The 16,230-nt window shown below is 62.5% G+C and carries 13 protein-coding genes; 4 read left to right on the top strand and 9 right to left on the bottom strand.

What is annotated here, in order from left to right:
* Positions 1-40: 40 nt before the first annotated feature.
* The 5 genes from GA615_RS06625 to GA615_RS06605 are packed head-to-tail and all read right to left on the bottom strand — an operon-like array spanning position 41 to position 5,961.
* On the bottom strand, positions 41-868 hold the full coding sequence (locus GA615_RS06625) for a creatininase family protein (protein ID WP_161602204.1): 828 nt from the start codon (positions 866-868) through the stop codon (positions 41-43).
* 51 nt (positions 869-919) lie between these two features.
* On the bottom strand, positions 920-2,251 hold the full coding sequence (locus GA615_RS06620; protein WP_152050493.1) for an MFS transporter: 1,332 nt from the start codon (positions 2,249-2,251) through the stop codon (positions 920-922).
* 19 nt (positions 2,252-2,270) lie between these two features.
* Positions 2,271-3,305 carry a succinylglutamate desuccinylase/aspartoacylase domain-containing protein gene (locus GA615_RS06615; RefSeq protein WP_152050492.1) on the bottom strand — a complete coding sequence of 345 codons (1,035 nt, stop codon included), beginning with the start codon at positions 3,303-3,305 and terminating at the stop codon, positions 2,271-2,273.
* Positions 3,306-3,335: 30 nt separating this feature from the next.
* Complete coding sequence (locus tag GA615_RS06610) at positions 3,336-4,469, bottom strand: mandelate racemase/muconate lactonizing enzyme family protein (protein ID WP_152050491.1); 1,134 nt, start codon at positions 4,467-4,469, stop codon at positions 3,336-3,338.
* Between the two features lie 19 nt (positions 4,470-4,488).
* The gene (locus GA615_RS06605; RefSeq protein ID WP_201750120.1) at positions 4,489-5,961 is read right to left on the bottom strand and encodes a hypothetical protein; all 1,473 of its coding nucleotides are present in this window, start codon (positions 5,959-5,961) and stop codon (positions 4,489-4,491) included.
* 540 nt (positions 5,962-6,501) lie between these two features.
* Between GA615_RS06605 and GA615_RS06600 the strand changes: the two genes are divergently transcribed.
* The gene (locus GA615_RS06600) at positions 6,502-8,679 is read left to right on the top strand and encodes an NfeD family protein (RefSeq protein ID WP_161602203.1); all 2,178 of its coding nucleotides are present in this window, start codon (positions 6,502-6,504) and stop codon (positions 8,677-8,679) included.
* 49 nt (positions 8,680-8,728) lie between these two features.
* Here GA615_RS06600 and hisB read toward each other — a convergent pair whose 3' ends face one another.
* The 4 genes from hisB to GA615_RS06580 form a co-directional block, all read right to left on the bottom strand.
* Positions 8,729-9,319, bottom strand: a complete 591-nt coding sequence (gene hisB, locus GA615_RS06595; protein ID WP_235905155.1) for an imidazoleglycerol-phosphate dehydratase HisB — start codon at positions 9,317-9,319, stop codon at positions 8,729-8,731.
* Positions 9,320-9,354: 35 nt separating this feature from the next.
* Entirely contained in the window at positions 9,355-10,380 is a 1,026-nt protein-coding gene (locus GA615_RS06590; RefSeq protein ID WP_152050488.1) for a transglutaminase family protein, read from the bottom strand.
* A gap of 113 nt (positions 10,381-10,493) precedes the next feature.
* Complete coding sequence (locus GA615_RS06585) at positions 10,494-11,453, bottom strand: alpha-E domain-containing protein (protein ID WP_152050487.1); 960 nt, start codon at positions 11,451-11,453, stop codon at positions 10,494-10,496.
* A 4-nt stretch (positions 11,454-11,457) separates the two neighbouring features.
* On the bottom strand, positions 11,458-12,957 hold the full coding sequence (locus tag GA615_RS06580; RefSeq protein WP_152050486.1) for a circularly permuted type 2 ATP-grasp protein: 1,500 nt from the start codon (positions 12,955-12,957) through the stop codon (positions 11,458-11,460).
* 340 nt (positions 12,958-13,297) lie between these two features.
* On the opposite strand from GA615_RS06580, the gene GA615_RS06575 reads away from it, so the two are divergent.
* The 3 genes from GA615_RS06575 (at position 13,298) to GA615_RS06565 (ending at position 16,155) form a co-directional block, all read left to right on the top strand.
* Positions 13,298-14,152, top strand: a complete 855-nt coding sequence (locus tag GA615_RS06575; protein WP_152050485.1) for a hypothetical protein — start codon at positions 13,298-13,300, stop codon at positions 14,150-14,152.
* Positions 14,153-14,388: 236 nt separating this feature from the next.
* Complete coding sequence (locus tag GA615_RS06570) at positions 14,389-14,754, top strand: hypothetical protein (RefSeq protein WP_152050484.1); 366 nt, start codon at positions 14,389-14,391, stop codon at positions 14,752-14,754.
* Positions 14,755-15,051: 297 nt separating this feature from the next.
* Positions 15,052-16,155 (top strand): hypothetical protein, encoded by a 1,104-nt coding sequence (locus tag GA615_RS06565; RefSeq protein WP_152050483.1) that lies wholly within the window; start codon positions 15,052-15,054, stop codon positions 16,153-16,155.
* Positions 16,156-16,230: the final 75 nt, after the last annotated feature.

The raw sequence follows: 16,230 nt of genomic DNA, 5'->3' as shown, positions 1-16,230 counted from the left end.
TCTTCTGGCCCCGACACACCTGGATCGTATCGAGTGACGCTCAGGTCCATCGAATCTGTGATTGCACCGGTTGTGTATGCATGTCTGCCCGCTTCTCGATCGGCCACTCACGCAACTCATCCACCAGCCCGAGCAAACCCTCTACCGCCGCCTCGAAAATGATTTTCCCCTTCTCGGCCGTTGCCTTGGTCGGGTCGCCGTGCACTCCGGTCTTCGTCCACCGGCCCCAGTAGTCGTTGAACCGTACGAAATAGTTCATCGTGCTGTCGCTACTGACGTACTTGCCCATCCGATCGTTGTCCTCAACCGCCTTGTCCATTTGCACCCGATCTCCCGCCAGATGCAAATAAAGCGATGTCTCAAATTCATCCGCATGAGCCACCACCTTCGATTCCCGGATCTTCTCGAACGCTTCCATCAGGAACCAAAAGTACGTCGTCGAGAAGCAAAGCGACTCCGTCTCCAGCACCGTCTTCCGCGCAATCAAATCAATCAACGGCGCGTTCGAACCGTGCCCATTCACAATCAGGATTTTCTTGAATCCGTGGTAGGCAACACTCTTGGTGATATTGAGGCAAAAATTGATAAACACGTCCGGTTCGATATGGATCGTCCCCGGAAAGTCAATGTGGTGCAGGTTCAATCCATAAGAGATCGGTGGCAACACCAGCACCCGGTCCGCGGCCCGTCTTGCCACTTCAAGGCAAACGGATTCGCACAGAAAGACATCCACGTCCAGAGGTAAATGGTGACCGTGCTGCTCGGTCGATCCGGTGGGCAGGATGATCAGCTTCTCCTGCGCAATCGCCTCGTTGATTTCCGGCCAGGTCAGTCGGTTGTATCGATATTCGGTCGCCGATCGAGACATGGTCATCATCTCCGTCTTGGTTGATGGGTCTTCGGGATTACGAATGGAAGCTCATTCATCCGGATCGAGCGTCCGGGTGCAATCGATCAGCAGCCAGCAAACACCGCTGCCGAGGTACATGGCCGCCAGCACCACAAACAAAGGGCCCCAATCGGTCGTGGTGGTGCTTCCCGACGGCCCGGCAACCTCGGTGGTAAAGGCGTCGAGCACCAGGCCGAAGACGATCGGCATCACCACCCCTCCCAGCGTGCCCGCGGTGTTGATGATGCTAAACACGGTGGCGCTGAAACGTCCCCCAAGGTCGGTACAGGTCCCCCAGACCGTTGGCTGACTCCAGTCACTAAAAAATTTGGCGACCATCAAGACCCAGGCCGCCGCCACGCCGCTGGATTGGCCAACCACCAACGCCAGCATCACGCAGCCAATCAGCTTCCCTGAGAAGCCCACCCCGCTGCGTGCCCATCGGCGATTTCCGGTCTGAGCAATCAAGCGATCGTTGAGCCAACCGCCCGCGATTCCTCCCAGGGCTCCGCCCCAGAGCGGTAAGCTGGCCAGCCATCCCGTCTGGGCAATGTCAAACCCTCTCGCGCGGAGAAAGTAGGTGCCGATCAAGGCCACGAAGACCACGTCCGACCCCGCATCCAGAAATTGCTGAAGCACAAAGAATCGCATGCTTCGACTTTTGAATGCCCGAGCCGGCGGCAGCACCACCCGAGCCGTCGCCCCTCGGCCTCGTGGTCCCGCCTCGATCAATTCCCGTTCGGCCTCGTTGACCCCTGAATGCTCCTCCGGCGAATTGCGGAAGAAGACCGCGAAAATCACCGCGTATAAGATCCCGACCATCCCCAGCACCAGGAGCGCCGATTGCCAGGAGAGGCCCCACCAGCCCATCAGCACCGTGCCGAGCAAGATCGGGGAGAGTGCCCCTCCTCCTCGACCGAACGTGGTGGCGATCCACCCTTGCAACACCGTGCGCCGGGCCGCCGGGAACCAGCTCCGAGTCACCTTCGTCAACGCCGGATAGCATCCCGCCTGCGTTGCTCCGAAAAGCAACCGCCAACCCCCCAGCAGCCAGAGCCACCCGGTCTGCCCCAGCGCCGCCAGCGAGATCGACCAGCCGACCACACTCGCCACCAGGAACCGATGCGGCCCGAACCGATCCACAATCACACCGCTGGGAATCTGGCCCGCCGCGTAGGTGTAGTAGAACAGCGAAAAGAGAAACCCCGCTTGGGTGTTCGAAAACCCATACGACTCTTGCAACTCCGGGCCAATCAGATTCCACGTATACCGATGCAAGTAGAGAAGAAACGACATCCCGCACGCCATCGCGAACACGCCCCAGCGGACGTTGGTGGGACGCATCCGATCATCAATGCTCATGGACCGTTCCCCCTTCGCGTCACCAGGGCTGCTCAAGGCCCACGCAGCAAATAAACTGCCCCTGCCGCACCCGAGCCCCCCACGCCTGGCCCACCACGATCCCCTCGACCGGCGCCGTCACCGGCCAGCCAGGCTCGTCGATTCGGGCAAAGTCATGAAGACGCCCAACCAGTTCCCCTCGCTTCACGCGAGTTCCACAGCGCAACACTTCCTCATAATGACCCGCAAACGGCGCCGGCACATAACATTCGAAATCGACGATTGCCGCGCATTTCTGCGTGCCCGACGCATGATGATCAATCGGTTCGATGGTTCCCGCAAGCTGCCCGTGGTGAACCGCCGCCGCCAGCACGCCCTGCCGACCGTAGCGGACCCCTTTCGACAGCACCGCCTCTCCCCATCCCAGTTCCGTACCCACCGTGATCTTCCCGAGCCGCTCCGCCTCGCTCGTCAACAATCCCGGCGTTCGATTCTGATACACCATGATCAAGGGGGTTCCGAACCATCGAGCCGTCTCGGCCGTGGCCTTCGCCTGCTCAGGATCGTCAATCGGGTGGAAACTTGCACACGGATCGAAGCGAATCTGCTGGCCTCCGGAATGCAAATCAAGCACCACATGCACATGAGGCCAGATCTGCTCTCGAACAAACCGAGCAATCCGATGCGTGATCCCACCGAGCGGCGCGCCCAGCCCTGCCTTCTCCACGAAGGCTCGGTTCAGGTTCACCCCATCGGCCCCGACACTATCCCGCGTTCCGGTTCGAAACGCCTCGGGATTCAAGACCGGAATCAGGATGATCCTCCCTTGCACCCGGTCAGCTTCGATTTCCTGAAGTAACCCCTTGATCGCCGAGGGGCCCTCGTACTCGTTCCCGTGCGTTGATCCGAACGCAACCAGCCCCCGGCCGGGTTCAGCGCTCGGGCCGACGAACACGGTCAAGGGGATCAACTGCACCCCCCACATCGTATCGTGTTCCAAGGCCACCCAGTAATCGCGCCGACCCGGCGATTCCAGGTCGAGCGCCTCGGGCAATACCACCGCTCGGGAACTCATGCGCAGGCCCTCTCCAGCGTCCAGGGTTTTTTATCGAAACACTTTTCGATTCGGTGAGAACCGTTTCAACGCGTCAGGGTCCAGTTCAATTCCCAACCCTGGCGCCGTCGGAATTTCCAGGTGGCCGCGGTCATCGATGCGGAACGGCTCCACCGTGATCGCATCAAGATACGCACACGGCGTCAGATACTCGACATACCGCGCCACCGGAATCGCCGCCGAGAATTGCAGGTCCGCAGCCAGACCGACCGCAGTGTTCCACCCATGCGGCACGACCTGCACGTTATGCTCGCTCGCCAGCCAGGCAATCCGACGCGACTCGGTCAGCCCTCCGTTCTTCGTGCAGTCGGGCTGAACAATATCGACCGCTCTCCGTTCGATCCAGGGAATGAACGATTGCCGCCTTGTCAGGACTTCTCCCCCGGCGATCGGCACCGGCGAAACCCGAGTCAGTTCCGCATACCCTTCGATGTCATCCGGCGGCAGCGGTTCCTCAAACCAAACGATGTCGTAATCCGCCAGCATTTCCGCCGTGTTCCGGGCCCAGTTCACCCCATGCGGCCAGAACTGCTCGCTTCCCCCCGCATCGACCATCAACTCGACCTCGTCCCCCACCTCCTTCCGGGCCGTCTTGACGAGCAGTTCGTCGAAGGCACGATCCCGACGGCCGAACGGTCTCCAGCCCAGCTTGATGGCACGAAATCCTCGTTCCACCACCCCGGCCAGGGTCTTCCGCAACGCTTCCGGTTCGTCAAAAAGGATGGAACCATAGGGCTTGATCGACCTGCGGTAATCGCCTCCCAGCAATCGAGACACCGGCTGACCGCAAATCTTCCCCATCAAATCCCATAAGGCGAGATCGATGCCACTGATTGCGTGTTCGACCGATCCTCCCCGCCCTTGCCAGAAGCTCGACTGCCGGAGCGTCTCCGACACCCGTTCCGGCTCCGCGGCCGACTGGCCTTTCAGCATCGGCCAGAGCAACTCGACCGCCCCCGACACCAACGCTCCCGAGGTGAAACAGCTTCCCAGTCCTTCTCGACCGTCCTCGGTCCGAAGAATCACCAGCGTGTGCAAATTTTCTTGAGGCTCATGCCCTTGCGGCCAGCCTCCGTCGACGGTCGCCCCGATCAGCGGGCAGACCTCCAGCTCAACAATCGTCACGTTCGTCTCCTCCTCATGCTCATGCCTGGAATCGCATGGCATACAAACCGGCATCTTTCAGTACGAATCGCAGTCGGATCGGCCGACCGGCCAGCGACGACACATCGGAGCCGCCTTTCCAGAACACGGCGCGTTCGATCTCATTCCCGATCGTCTCAACCGCGTCCTCAAGTGCAAAGCCGGGCAGGGGGGTTCCTTCAGCATCCTGAACCTCGACCCGAATTCCTCCGGCAGCCGACGTCTCGAAGTTCAAGAGCAATGTTCGGCCGTCAATGCTCAGTGGTTTCGTAATCATCTCGCCGCCATCGTAGCCCGCCCGGATGCCTGCAAATCCATCGATCCGCAGCGAATAGCGCCTCAGGTGAGCCGTCGGTTGCCCGTAGTTCTGATTGGCGTAGAACGACATCTCATGAGCACCGGTCTGAACCACATTCAAGGCCGGATAGTTGGTCCGTGACACCCAGTTTTCCGGGCCGATGCCCGGCACCAGGAATCCTTCCATGAAGGTTCGGTCGTACACCGAGCCTCCCCGAGTCGTCAGCAACACAGCATCCGAGCAATCGTTGAAGTAACCGGGGTCGACTCCGATCTCCTCGGCCTGTTCCGCCGAGATGACCCGGCGACCCGGCATAAACCGCGCCGCGATCCCCACGTTCAGCTGCGGGGCTCGGAAGTACGGGCTGGTTTGGTTTGTGTAAAGATGTTCAATTGGCCGGTCGTCGTCGTAGGTCATCAACTCCGGCTCGGTCCAGTGCAGGAAATCTTCCGAGGTGGTGCGGGCGACCCTCCGGAAGCCATCCTTGAAGACCCGGAAATAGCACAGATAACGTCCCTCATGCTCCGACCAGCACGGAACATTCTGCGAATCAAATGCCCCCTCGGTAATCACCGGCCCCTCGCCGATTCGCTGCCATCTCAGGCCATCGGCCGAGGTGAAGGCCCACAGGCCGGTTCTGCCGGTCCCGGCCAGAGCCTTGTAGCGCGCCTCGGCCGGCACCTCGGTTCGCGGATCGATCATCGGACAGAAGTTGTGCGAGAAGGGGGCCTGATTGGCCAGCACCAGATTGTTCGCTCGGCTTCCGTCGAATTCGAACAATCCCAGCTCCGGACGGTCCCAGTGGCGGCCGTCGGTCGATTCCGCGTAGCAGGTCACCTCATCAGCGCTGCCATCTCGGCCCGCGCGGGGCAACCCCCGATAATAAAGCCGGAACAGCCCTTGATCCTGCAAAACGGTCGCGTAACCGCAGAAGGCACCTTCCCAGGGGCGATCGAAGGCCAGGACGATCCCTTCGTCTCGGGGCCGAGCCAGTGAAAGGGCCGCCCCTCCCTCCAGCCGATCGACCAGAAATCGATCCACGAACAGCTCTCGACGCGAACCAATCTCCAGGACTCCGTCTTGCGGCTCCTCTTGATCCGCAGCCGCACGGAGCGAACCGACCAGCGGCGCACCAGCCATTACCGCGGAGACCTGGAGCCATCGGCGTCGATTCATCGCACAAACCTCCGAAAAGGACGGTGGAGGGTCTCGGAAAGGCCCACCGATCGTCGAACGGTTCCCCGCGACGCCCATCCCGGTGGTGCCTCGCTGCTTCTCTTGACGATTCGTGTCGTGATCGCGGGTCAGAATACGATGCCCGTTCTCGCCTCGAAAGCCCTCACCCCCGAGCGAGTCTTGAATCCGAGCGTTGACGGCCTGAGCATCGCTTCCCGATCCCACCGTCTGGTTCGCCTGAACGGACGATTCCCTTTGCTTGCACTTCCGGAACGGAGGACTCCAGGTCTTCCGTCATCTCCGGCGAACCGCTTGCAGGTTTGACTCCCTCTCGACGGACGGCCTATAATCACCTCCATCACGACGCCCTGGAATTTCCCAAAGGCGTCGTCATGATGGATCGTCTTTGCCTGGGCGAGTGACCCGTGAATCGCTCGCTCGACTCGATCGCCGCCCTGCACTTCTTGACCTTCACCCCGGGCAGGGTCGGTTTGCCCGGATGAGTCGATGGAGCCTGAGCATCGGGGGAGTCCGGCGTCAATGAGAGTTGTCTCGCCTGGTCGGTCGTGGTCTTCCGCAATGACCCTGCCGATCGCAATGGTCGCTGGTGTCCTGGCTTTGGCGTCGGCCGCATCGGGCCAGGCGGTCGAGGGAGACGAGACGCCGGGGCATTTCTTTCTCGTCGAACAACCGATCGACACCGCTCGAGCCGATCGCCTCAAGAGCGCCGTCGAGACCGTGGTCCGCGCGTCCTCCACTCGCGGCGAGGAACCGATCCTCGTCTTCGAGATTCGTCCCGGCACCAGTGATTACGGCATCTGTATTCAGGTGGCCGACTTCATCTCCCTGAAGCTCTCACGCGCCGAGAAGACGGTGGCCTACGTTCCCGAGCCCCTCTCGGGTTACGCGCTGTTCATCGCTCTGGCCTGCGACGAGATCGTCCTTGGCCCGTCTGCCTCCCTCGGGCCCATTACCCCCGCAGGCGAGGAGGTCAACCCGGGCCTGTTCGGTTTTGCCGAAGCCCTCGCAAACACCAAGGGCCGCCCTGCCGACCTGATTGTCGGCATGCTCGACCCCTCCAACGAACTGCTCCGGGTGCGCACGGCCGACGGCCGCACCGATTACGTCCTTCGCTCTCGGCTCCCCCAGTTCGAAACCGAAAACGCCGTGCTATCCACCGAGCCCGTCTGGCAAGCGGGCGCTCGCGGTCAACTCGCCGCCGAAGCCGCCCGAAGCGAGGGCCTTGTTCGAAGCTTCGCCACCGATCGAGGTCAGGTGGCCCGAATTTACGACCTCGATCGTGTGACCGATTCGACCGCCCTCGGTGCTGATCAGCTCAAACCCGTCTGGATTCAGGTGGCCCGGCCCATCGACTCCGTTCAGGAAGCCTTCATCAGCCGACAGATTGCCCGCGCGGAAAAATCCGGAGCAAACCTGCTCATTATCCAGCTCGACACGCCGGGCGGTCAGATCCAACCCGCCGATGACCTTGCTCAACGCATTCTCCGGCTCGAAACCATCAAAACCGTTGCCTATGTGCGCGATCGAGCCCTCGGTGTCGGGTCCCTCCTCGCCCTCGCCTGCGACGAGATCGTTTTTCACGACGACGGTAAGCTCGGCAAGATCGACGCCACGGTGACCGGCGGTGGCAAGGTCGAGCCCCTCGATGACCGTGATCGCGAGGTCCTGGCCGATCGCCTCGCGGCCCTTGCCGACCAGAAAGGCTATCCGACGGCCGTCGCCCGCGCGCTGGTTCGACCCGATGTTGAGGTGATCGAGGCCATCGACACCCAGACCGCCGCCGTCACCCTGGTCGATCGCGAGACGATTCAAGCCGATCCCGACCGTTACATCGAGCAAGGCACCCTGGTCCTCGGCGACGAGCTGTTGACCATTACCGCCGCGAATGCCCAGAAATTTGAACTCGCCCGCACGGTTCTGGCCAGCGACGAGGAATTCTCGGCCCTCTATGGCCTGGGAGAAGATCTCGTTCGGCTCAGGGGGCCCTCATGGGTCGATTCTCTGGTCGGCGTGCTCAACACGCCGTTCATGAGCGGCCTCTTGCTCTTTGTCGGTTTCTTCATGCTCGTCGTCGAGATGAAGCTCCCCGGTATCGGCCTTCCGGCGATCACCGCCTCTCTCGCGTTCTTGCTTTTCTTCTGGAGTCGATACCTCGGAGGAACCGCCGACGGTCTGGAGATCATCCTGTTCATGGTCGGGCTTCTCTGCCTGGCCCTCGAACTGTTCGTCTTCCCCGGGTTCGGCGTCTTCGGGATGAGTGGCGTCTTCCTCATCCTGTTCAGCGTGGTCATGGCCAGCCACAGCTTCATCATCCCGACCGAAGACTACCAGTATCGCCAGCTCAGCCGGACCTTGATCTTGCTGATGCTCTCCATCGCGGCCGTCGTGGTCGGTGCGGTGCTGCTGGGACGTTTCTTCCCGTCACTGCCGCTCTTCGACAAGCTCATCCTCAAGTCCGACCCGTTCAGCTTCTCCTCGACCGAAGTCGAGAAGGACATCTTCGAACCCGAATCTCCCTTCGCCTACCTGCTCGGGGAAACCGGCCGCACCACGACGGTCCTTCGCCCCAGCGGACGCGCCCGCTTCGGCGAGATCATCGCCGAGGTCACCGCCGAGCGCAACTTCATCGAGCAGGACAGCCTGATTCAGGTCGTCGACGTTCAAGGCTCCCGGATCATCGTCAAGCAACTCTCCTGAGCCAGGCCGGGCGGCGCCGAACACGCTCCCGGCCAAGTCTGCCTGCGAATCAGAGACTTCCCTTCGTCGAGGGGACTCCCCCGCATCTCGGGTCGGGTTCCCACGCATCGCGCAGCGCCCGGGCGAGTCCCTTGAAAATCGCCTCAATCACGTGATGGGTATTCGATCCCGCGAGCACCTTCACGTGCAGATTCATCCGTCCCAGAGTCGCCACCGATCGCCAGAACTCCGGCACCAACTCCGTGTCGAACGTCCCGACCTTCGGAGTCGGCATGGTCGCCTCCCAGGCGAAAAACGGCCGGCCTCCCAGGTCGATCGCACAAAGCACCAGCGCCTCATCCATCGGCAGGATGGCATGACCATAACGGCGAATTCCCGCCCGATTGCCGAGTGCCTGGTCGATGGCCATGCCCAGACAGATCCCCACGTCCTCGGTCGAATGGTGATCGTCGACGTGAAGATCCCCCTTGCACTGAACCGACAGGTCACACACCCCGTGCCGGGCAAACCCGTCGAGCATGTGGTCGAGAAAGCCGATCTCCGTCTCGATCGTCGCCTGCCCTGTTCCATCCAGATCCAGGCCCAGGCGAATGTCGGTTTCCTTGGTCGTTCGGGTGATCTCGGCACGTCGGCTCGGCACGATGGCTGCTCCTCACTTCGCTTCGTTCGGTTCAATCACGCTTCGAGTGACTGCGACTGCTGTTGCTGCTGACCTTGCTGCTGACGGAGCCCCGGCGGCATATCGGGCCGATGTCCGAGCCCGAGCGTTTTGCCTCGTCGAGGCGCCGATCGAGCCGAACCTTCCCCCGAAGTCGCCACGTTCGCCCCGTCGTTCAAGGGCAGGGGGGTGCCCCACTCTTGCCACTGGGGCGGAATCCGTTGGACCGGCTCCACCGTCACCATCACATGGATCGACTCCTCGGCCTGTCCTCGGAAGATCCCCCGGTTCGGTGGCACATCGGCATAGTCACGGCCGATCGCCGTCACCACATGATCATCTTCCGGATAGACGCCGTGCGTCGGGTCCACATCCACCCAGCCCGACGGCTCTCCCGCCCAGACCTGACACCAGGCATGGGTCGCCATCTCTCCCGTCTGATGCACATATCCGCTGACATAACGCGCAGGCAAACCCAGCCCCCGACATGCGGCAATATAAAGGTGGGCGAAATCCTGGCAAACCCCGCGACCCAGCAGTAGAGCTTCCTCCACGCTCGTCAGGGCCGTTGTCGCCTTTTGCTGATAGGCCATCCGACGATCGACGGCTTCCATCACCATCCGGGTCACGTCCGCCAACGTCCCTTGCGGTTCAGGCAAGCCTCGCACGAAGGCATCGACCTCCGGCGTGTGGGCCACCTGTCGGCTCGGCAAGAGGTACTCCATCGCCTCGGGAGGCAACGGACCTCGCCCCAGCCAGGGCACCCCCGCCAGCCCGGCAACGCCCAGCCTCCGGTGCGTCCTCACGTAGCTGGTCGCGTGCAGGACCAGCTCCCGATACGGCGCCGTCAGGTTGAACAGATCCACCCGGTTGCCGAATCCATCCCGGAAGGTCGTCACCGGGCCTCTCGGACTGATCCGTAGCCGGTAGCCGAGCACCGTCTGATCCTCGTCCGACTGCGGCGCCATCCGCACCTCGAAAATCGTCTCCGACACCGGCTCGGAGTAGGTCAGGCGCGTCTCGTGATTGATCCGCAGCAACATCGCCAGCCACCTCCGGCCGAGTACCCAACGAACTTCAAACCATCCGAAACCGTGGACCCTTGGAACCGAACGGCGCCGGCCCTTGCCTCACCAGACCACCCGAGCCCATCGGCTCAGGCCAGAAAATAGGTCTGATGAACCTCGTGAGCCACCCGATGACAGGTCGACAACACCTCGGTCAGAAACTGCTCCAGTCCCCGATGGATCACCTCGTCCAGGTCCAGGAACCGCAAGTCGCTTCCCAGTCGGCCGAGCAAGCGTTCCGCCTCGGTCGCGAAGCCGTGCTCATCTCCTCCGGAAATCGCCCGGAGCGCAACGCATGCCCGATCCACGCCGAACCGCATCGACCTCGGAAAATCCGGGTCCAGCATCAAATAGCCGACGGCCCCCAACGGGTCGATCTGCTCATGCGCCTGCCTGATATAAGCGTCGTAGGCCGAGCAACTTTGCAACAGACTCGTTGAGTATACGACCCGCAACGACCCCGCCGCGAGGGGTTCCACCTGCCGAAGTGCCTGGACCTTTACCCCCAGGATCCGGCTCAACTGCATCACCCGTTCCAGGTAGCGGCCGAACTGAAGGAAGTGATACACCTCCGACCTCGGCAAGGTCGATTCCACCAGCCCCGTATAGAGAATGCACGACCGCTTGATCCCCTCGAAAAACCGTGAGGGGCTCGTCCGGTATCGTCTGCGAGCCTGCCGACCGCAGAGATAGAGATACAGCCGATTGATCTGACCCCAGACCTCCGCGCTGAGGGTTTCCTGAGTCCCCCTCGCATTCTCACGAGCCCGGCCGATCATCGACAGCATCGAATCGGCGTGATCACGCTCAAAGGTCAGGAACTTCAGGACCTCGCTCCGCCCTCCGTTCGGGTGCGCCTTGTGAAAGGCTTCCTTACAGCCAAGAATCGACAGCACGCTCTCGACCGGCCGCTCTCCCGAGGCCGCCGCATGCAACCCGGCGGCGTCCAGCTCCAGTTGGAAGCTGTCGTCGAGCAGGCGGGCGACACTCTCGACCCGCTCCAGGTATCGGCTGATCCAGTACAGATTTTCGGCAACCCGGCTGAGCATGGCATCAGTCCCCTTGAAGCTCGCCAGGTCCCTCGATCTTCTCCGGAGGATCCCCCCGCAAGACCCACGTGTCCTTGGTCCCTCCCCCTTGCGAACTGTTCACCACCAGGCTCCCTTTCGGCAAGGCCACCCGCGTCAGGCCACCGGGCAAGACCCGAACCTGATCGCCGAACAGCACAAAGGGCCGCAGGTCGATGTGCCGCCCTGCCAGCCGTCCATCGACGAAGGTCGGATGCTGGCTCAGGCTGATCGTCGGCTGCGCGATGAATCGCCTCGGATCAGCCTCGATCTTCCGGGCAAACTCCTCGCGCTGGGCTTTCGTCGAGGCAGGCCCAATCAGCATGCCGTAACCCCCCGACCCGTCCACCGCCTTGACCACCAGCTTTTCCAGATTCGAGAGAACATGCTGCCGATGTGACGGCTCGGTCAGGCGAAACGTCTCAACGTTTGCCAGAATCGGTTCTTCCCGCAGGTAGTACCGCACGAACTCGGGCACAAACGGGTAAATCGCCTTGTCATCGCACACCCCGGTCCCAAGCGCATTGGCCAGGCCCAGGTTCCCCGCCCGCAAGGCACCATAGAGCCCCGGCACTCCCAGCACGCTTGTCCGATCAAACGCCAGGGGGTCGAGTGACCGATCATCGACGCGACGGTAGAGCACGTCCACCCGCCTCGGCCCTCGGGTCGTTCGCATGTACACGTAACCGCCATCAAAGAACAGGTCGCGCCCCTCGACCAGTTCCACCCCCATCTGCCGGGCCAGGAAGCTGTGCTCGAAGTAGGCCGAGTTGTACACCCCCGGCGTCATCACGGCGACGGTCGGATCGTCTCGGCCACTCGGGTCAATCGCCCGCAGGGTCGCCAGCAGGTTCGCTGGGTAGTCGTCGATCGGCCGCACATTGTATTGCTGAAACAAAAACGGGAAGACCTGTTTCATCACATGCCGGTTGTTCAAGACATAGCTCACCCCCGAAGGGGTCCTCGCATTGTCTTCCAGCACCAGAAACCGGCCGTGCTCATCCCGGATCAGGTCGATCCCGCTGATATGAATATAAATGTCTCGCGGAACTCTGAGCCCAACGCACTCGCGCTGATACCCCGACGCCCCCACCACCAGCTCGGCCGGCACCACTCGATCTTTCAGGATCAGGCGGTCGTGATACACGTCGTGCACAAAGGCATTCAGCGCCCGGACTCGCTGTTCCAGCCCTCGCTCGATCGTCTCCCATTCCTCGCTCGAAATCAGCCGAGGAATCGGGTCGAACGGGATGATCTGCTCCAGCCCTTCACCCCGGCCGTAGACCGTGAAGGTGATCCCCTGGCGCCTCATGACCAGGTCAGCCATGTGGTGCCGCGACTCCATATCCTCGGCACTGAGCGTCGCCAGGCGGTTATAGAGCGCAGCGTAATGCGGTCGAGGCTGCCCGTCTTCGGCGAACATCTCGTCGAAGCCGTGCCGCTCGTACTGATCAAACGGTCCTGCGTCGAACACTCTGCGATTCATGGGCGATCGTCGCCCCCTGGGGCTGAGAGAGGTGCTCAGACCCTAACAGCCCACCTCCCGAGCGTCAATCCGACCCGTTCGTCCCGCTTCGCGGAGAACCCCGTCTGGATCGGCCCCACTCAACCTGCCCGATGGTCGGAAACGGCTCGCGAATGGCCGAGCCTGCCCGCCCTGGACTCCAGTCACTCAAGAGCCCCCAGGCTCCTCTCGTCCCGCGGTCCCCCAACTCCCTTGCCGTCAAGATTTCTCGGCGCAGTTTCTCTGGACCTTTTTTGCCAGGCGTACGATATTCTCCCCAATACAAAGGACGTTTTCCGAGCCCAGGAAGAGGCCCAAACTCATGCCAGACGCCGACTGGGTCCGCTACCGATCTCTCCGCGGTCACGCGCTGCCCGCGACGGCCACGCTCCTCGGCTCCGAAGACTACGCGCTCGAAAAGACGCTCAAGTTCGATTTCTACGCCGCGACCGGAATCTACCGCCGCGTCGATCCGAACTCCCCGGCCCCGGCCCATCTCCTCCTGAAGATCTACCACACCGACCCGTGGTGGCTTCCCCCATTAACCTTGCTCGGCCGGTATCTCGCCCACCGCGAACGCCATTACCTGCGCCGCCTCTCCGGGATTGACGGGGTTCCCACCTTGCTTGAGGACTTTGGCCGCAACGGCCTGGTCCGCGAATACCTCGACGGCGTGAACCTCCGCGAATACTTTCGCGGCCAGCGCCGCCGGGTCGATGCCGACTACTTCCCTCGCCTCTTTCAGATTCTCGACGCCATCCACCAGCGCGGCATCTCGCACAACGACCTCTCGAAGCCCGAGAACGTCCTGGTTCTCCCCGACGGTTCTCCGGCGATCATCGACCTGCAAATCGCCCTCGAACTGTTCCCCCGCTGGCTCGGCCGCCCAATCCTCTCGTACCTTCAGCGCGTCGATCGCTACCACCTCCGCAAGCTCCACCGCCGCCAGCGCCCCGAGGATTTCACCGAGGCCGAACTCTCCTCCGCCCGTCGCAAAGGGCCGCTCCTGATCCTCCATAGCCTCGTTCGCCGTCCCTACCGCGCCGTCCGACACTTCATCCTCGGCCGCTTCCTGACCGATCGATCCGCCCCTCCCCCGGCGTCGAGCATCCCCAAGGCCTACATGTTCCGCGATTCCGCCGCTCATCCCGATCGACAATCCGCTCGGAAGGGATGATTTCGACCAGCTCTGCGCAACTGACGCACAGAGCGCGATCCTCTCCCCGAAAAACATCCAGACGTGCCGATTTTTCCTTGACACCTACTGAGGGTCGGGATTATGGTCCTATGATGGCTTTCTCTTGACGGGGAAGCCTGTTCTTGCCACGAAGGCCCCTCCTTGCGATCTTGCGCGAGGGTGGGGCCTTTCTTGTTTTCCCCCTCAATGGAGAGGGGGGATGGGGGGATGGTTCCATGTTCCGCCACCACCCAATCGCCTGGCTCGCGTTGTTCAGTTTCCTCGTCGCCGGATTCCTCGCGATGACCGAGTCGCAGACCGCCGCGTCGAGCGAACCCGTGGCAACCGTCCGAATCCAAAACGAACTCCCCTTCGAGATCCGGGTGAGAGTGACTCACGACTTCAACCCTTCGATCTTCGAAGACCATCGGATCGGACCTTATGATTCGGTCTCGGTGTTTGAACTGCTCCCCGGCCCTCGGAAAGTTTATGTCTGGCGGGCCTGGGATATGCACCCAATCGTCATGGGGAAGCGGGTTGTGATTCCTCCGCTGGAGCCTGGAGTTCTCTACGTCCCCAGTGCGCGGTTCCAGTCGCTCTGAGCTTCTGATCTTCGGCAACATCTCGGGGCGACTCCGACGCGTGAGTCGCCCCGTCTGCGTACGAGCCTCCCAACCATCTCGAACCCGAATCCCTCCAACCTGCCTGCCTCAGATCTCCCTCGTTCATGCTTCCACGGCGTATCAGGGGCCTTCCGCGCCCGACTCCCCATGTTCTCCCGGATTTCCGCAATTAAAGGTCCTGAATTTCTCGATCATACCAGGGAAGACGCGCGCGTCCGCTCCGCAGTCGCGTTCTCTTGGCACCCTTTTGAATCAGCACCCTTCAGGACCTCCCTCATGGCCGCCACACTGTCACAAATCCTCGCCAATCGCCTCAACGCGCTCCGCTCCACCGGCCCGAAGACCGAGGCGGGCAAGGCCGCCTCGCGTCGCAACGCCCAGACGCACGGACTCTCCCGCGTCGGCACCTGCCCGCCCGAAAACATGGCAGCGACCATCGCCGAGCGTCAGCAACTCTGGTCCCCCGACTACCGGCCAGACGGACCCGCGCAACGGTGGCACTTCGATCGCCTCGTGGCCGAATCCGTCCGCCTCGATGCGTGCGAGGCCCGCATCGTCGCCGCCCGCGCCGAACTCGCCACGACCGCTTCCGAATCCTGGGACGACGACCGCGCCGCCGAGGCCGCCTCGCTCGGCTACCGCCTCGCCAGCCACCCCGACCGCATCCAGCTCCTCTTGCTTCAATCCAGGCATGGTGTCCTGTGGCTTCTCGAGCGCTGGGACGAGGTGGCCGACTCCCTCCACCGCCACGAGGGCTGGACCCGAGACACCTGGAACCTCGCCCTCGACCTGCTTGGCGTTTCCCCCTTCGCCCGAGACGGCACCGGGCCCTGGGATCTCGATCCCGAAGACAAGACCGCCTCTCCCGGCCTCGATCTCGTCTCCCAGGCCGTCCTCGCCCTCCGAGATCGCCTCGACGCCTACCTTGATGCCCGAGACGCCCGTCATCGCCTCGATGCCGAGGCCGGCCTGCACGCCACCGACCCCGCCCCGATCCGCCTCCTCGAACGCTATGCTGCCGACGCTCGACGCCAGATCACTCGTTCAATCAATGAGTTGCGCCGACTCCAGTCCCTCGGCAACCGCTCCACGACCGCCCCGACTCCCGAGGTCGAGTCTCACTCTCCCGGCCCTCGACCCGACCGTTCGGTCACGCGATGTCGGCCCGATGTCTATCCCACGTCAAATCCCTCGGATCCCAACGCCTCGGCTTGCTCGACGGCCCCGACTGCTTCAAGCTCCCCGGCGCGAAACGAACCCATGCCCAGCCGCGCTCCCTCGCCCGCCGGCTCCCTCCGATCGGTGCTTCGCACCCCGTTACCCCCTTCGAACCGCCGGGCGCGACGGGCTCAAGCCGCCACTGCCCGACGCCGTTCTTGACCGTCCCCGACACTCCGACCTCCAGCCGGGTCGCCCGCCCCCTCTCTCGGGGACGGATCGAGAATCGTCTCGCCT

Origin of the sequence: Tautonia marina (genome assembly GCF_009177065.1) — a bacterium.
GTDB lineage: Bacteria > Planctomycetota > Planctomycetia > Isosphaerales > Isosphaeraceae > Tautonia > Tautonia marina.
Note: the sequence above shows the minus strand (reverse complement) of the source record. Positions and strands in the feature narration are given on the sequence as shown.

Excerpts from the sequence above, each read along its gene's own strand:
- GA615_RS06625 (WP_161602204.1), bottom strand. The coding sequence starts at position 868 with ATGTCTCGATCGGCGACCGAATATCGATACAACCGACTGACCTGGCCG.
- GA615_RS06620 (WP_152050493.1), bottom strand. The coding sequence starts at position 2,251 with ATGAGCATTGATGATCGGATGCGTCCCACCAACGTCCGCTGGGGCGTG.
- GA615_RS06615 (WP_152050492.1), bottom strand. The coding sequence starts at position 3,305 with ATGAGTTCCCGAGCGGTGGTATTGCCCGAGGCGCTCGACCTGGAATCG.
- GA615_RS06605 (WP_201750120.1), bottom strand. The coding sequence starts at position 5,961 with ATGAATCGACGCCGATGGCTCCAGGTCTCCGCGGTAATGGCTGGTGCG.
- GA615_RS06600 (WP_161602203.1), top strand. The coding sequence starts at position 6,502 with ATGAGAGTTGTCTCGCCTGGTCGGTCGTGGTCTTCCGCAATGACCCTG.
- GA615_RS06590 (WP_152050488.1), bottom strand. The coding sequence starts at position 10,380 with ATGTTGCTGCGGATCAATCACGAGACGCGCCTGACCTACTCCGAGCCG.
- GA615_RS06585 (WP_152050487.1), bottom strand. The coding sequence starts at position 11,453 with ATGCTCAGCCGGGTTGCCGAAAATCTGTACTGGATCAGCCGATACCTG.
- GA615_RS06580 (WP_152050486.1), bottom strand. The coding sequence starts at position 12,957 with ATGAATCGCAGAGTGTTCGACGCAGGACCGTTTGATCAGTACGAGCGG.
- GA615_RS06575 (WP_152050485.1), top strand. The coding sequence starts at position 13,298 with ATGCCAGACGCCGACTGGGTCCGCTACCGATCTCTCCGCGGTCACGCG.
- GA615_RS06570 (WP_152050484.1), top strand. The coding sequence starts at position 14,389 with ATGTTCCGCCACCACCCAATCGCCTGGCTCGCGTTGTTCAGTTTCCTC.
- GA615_RS06565 (WP_152050483.1), top strand. The coding sequence starts at position 15,052 with ATGGCCGCCACACTGTCACAAATCCTCGCCAATCGCCTCAACGCGCTC.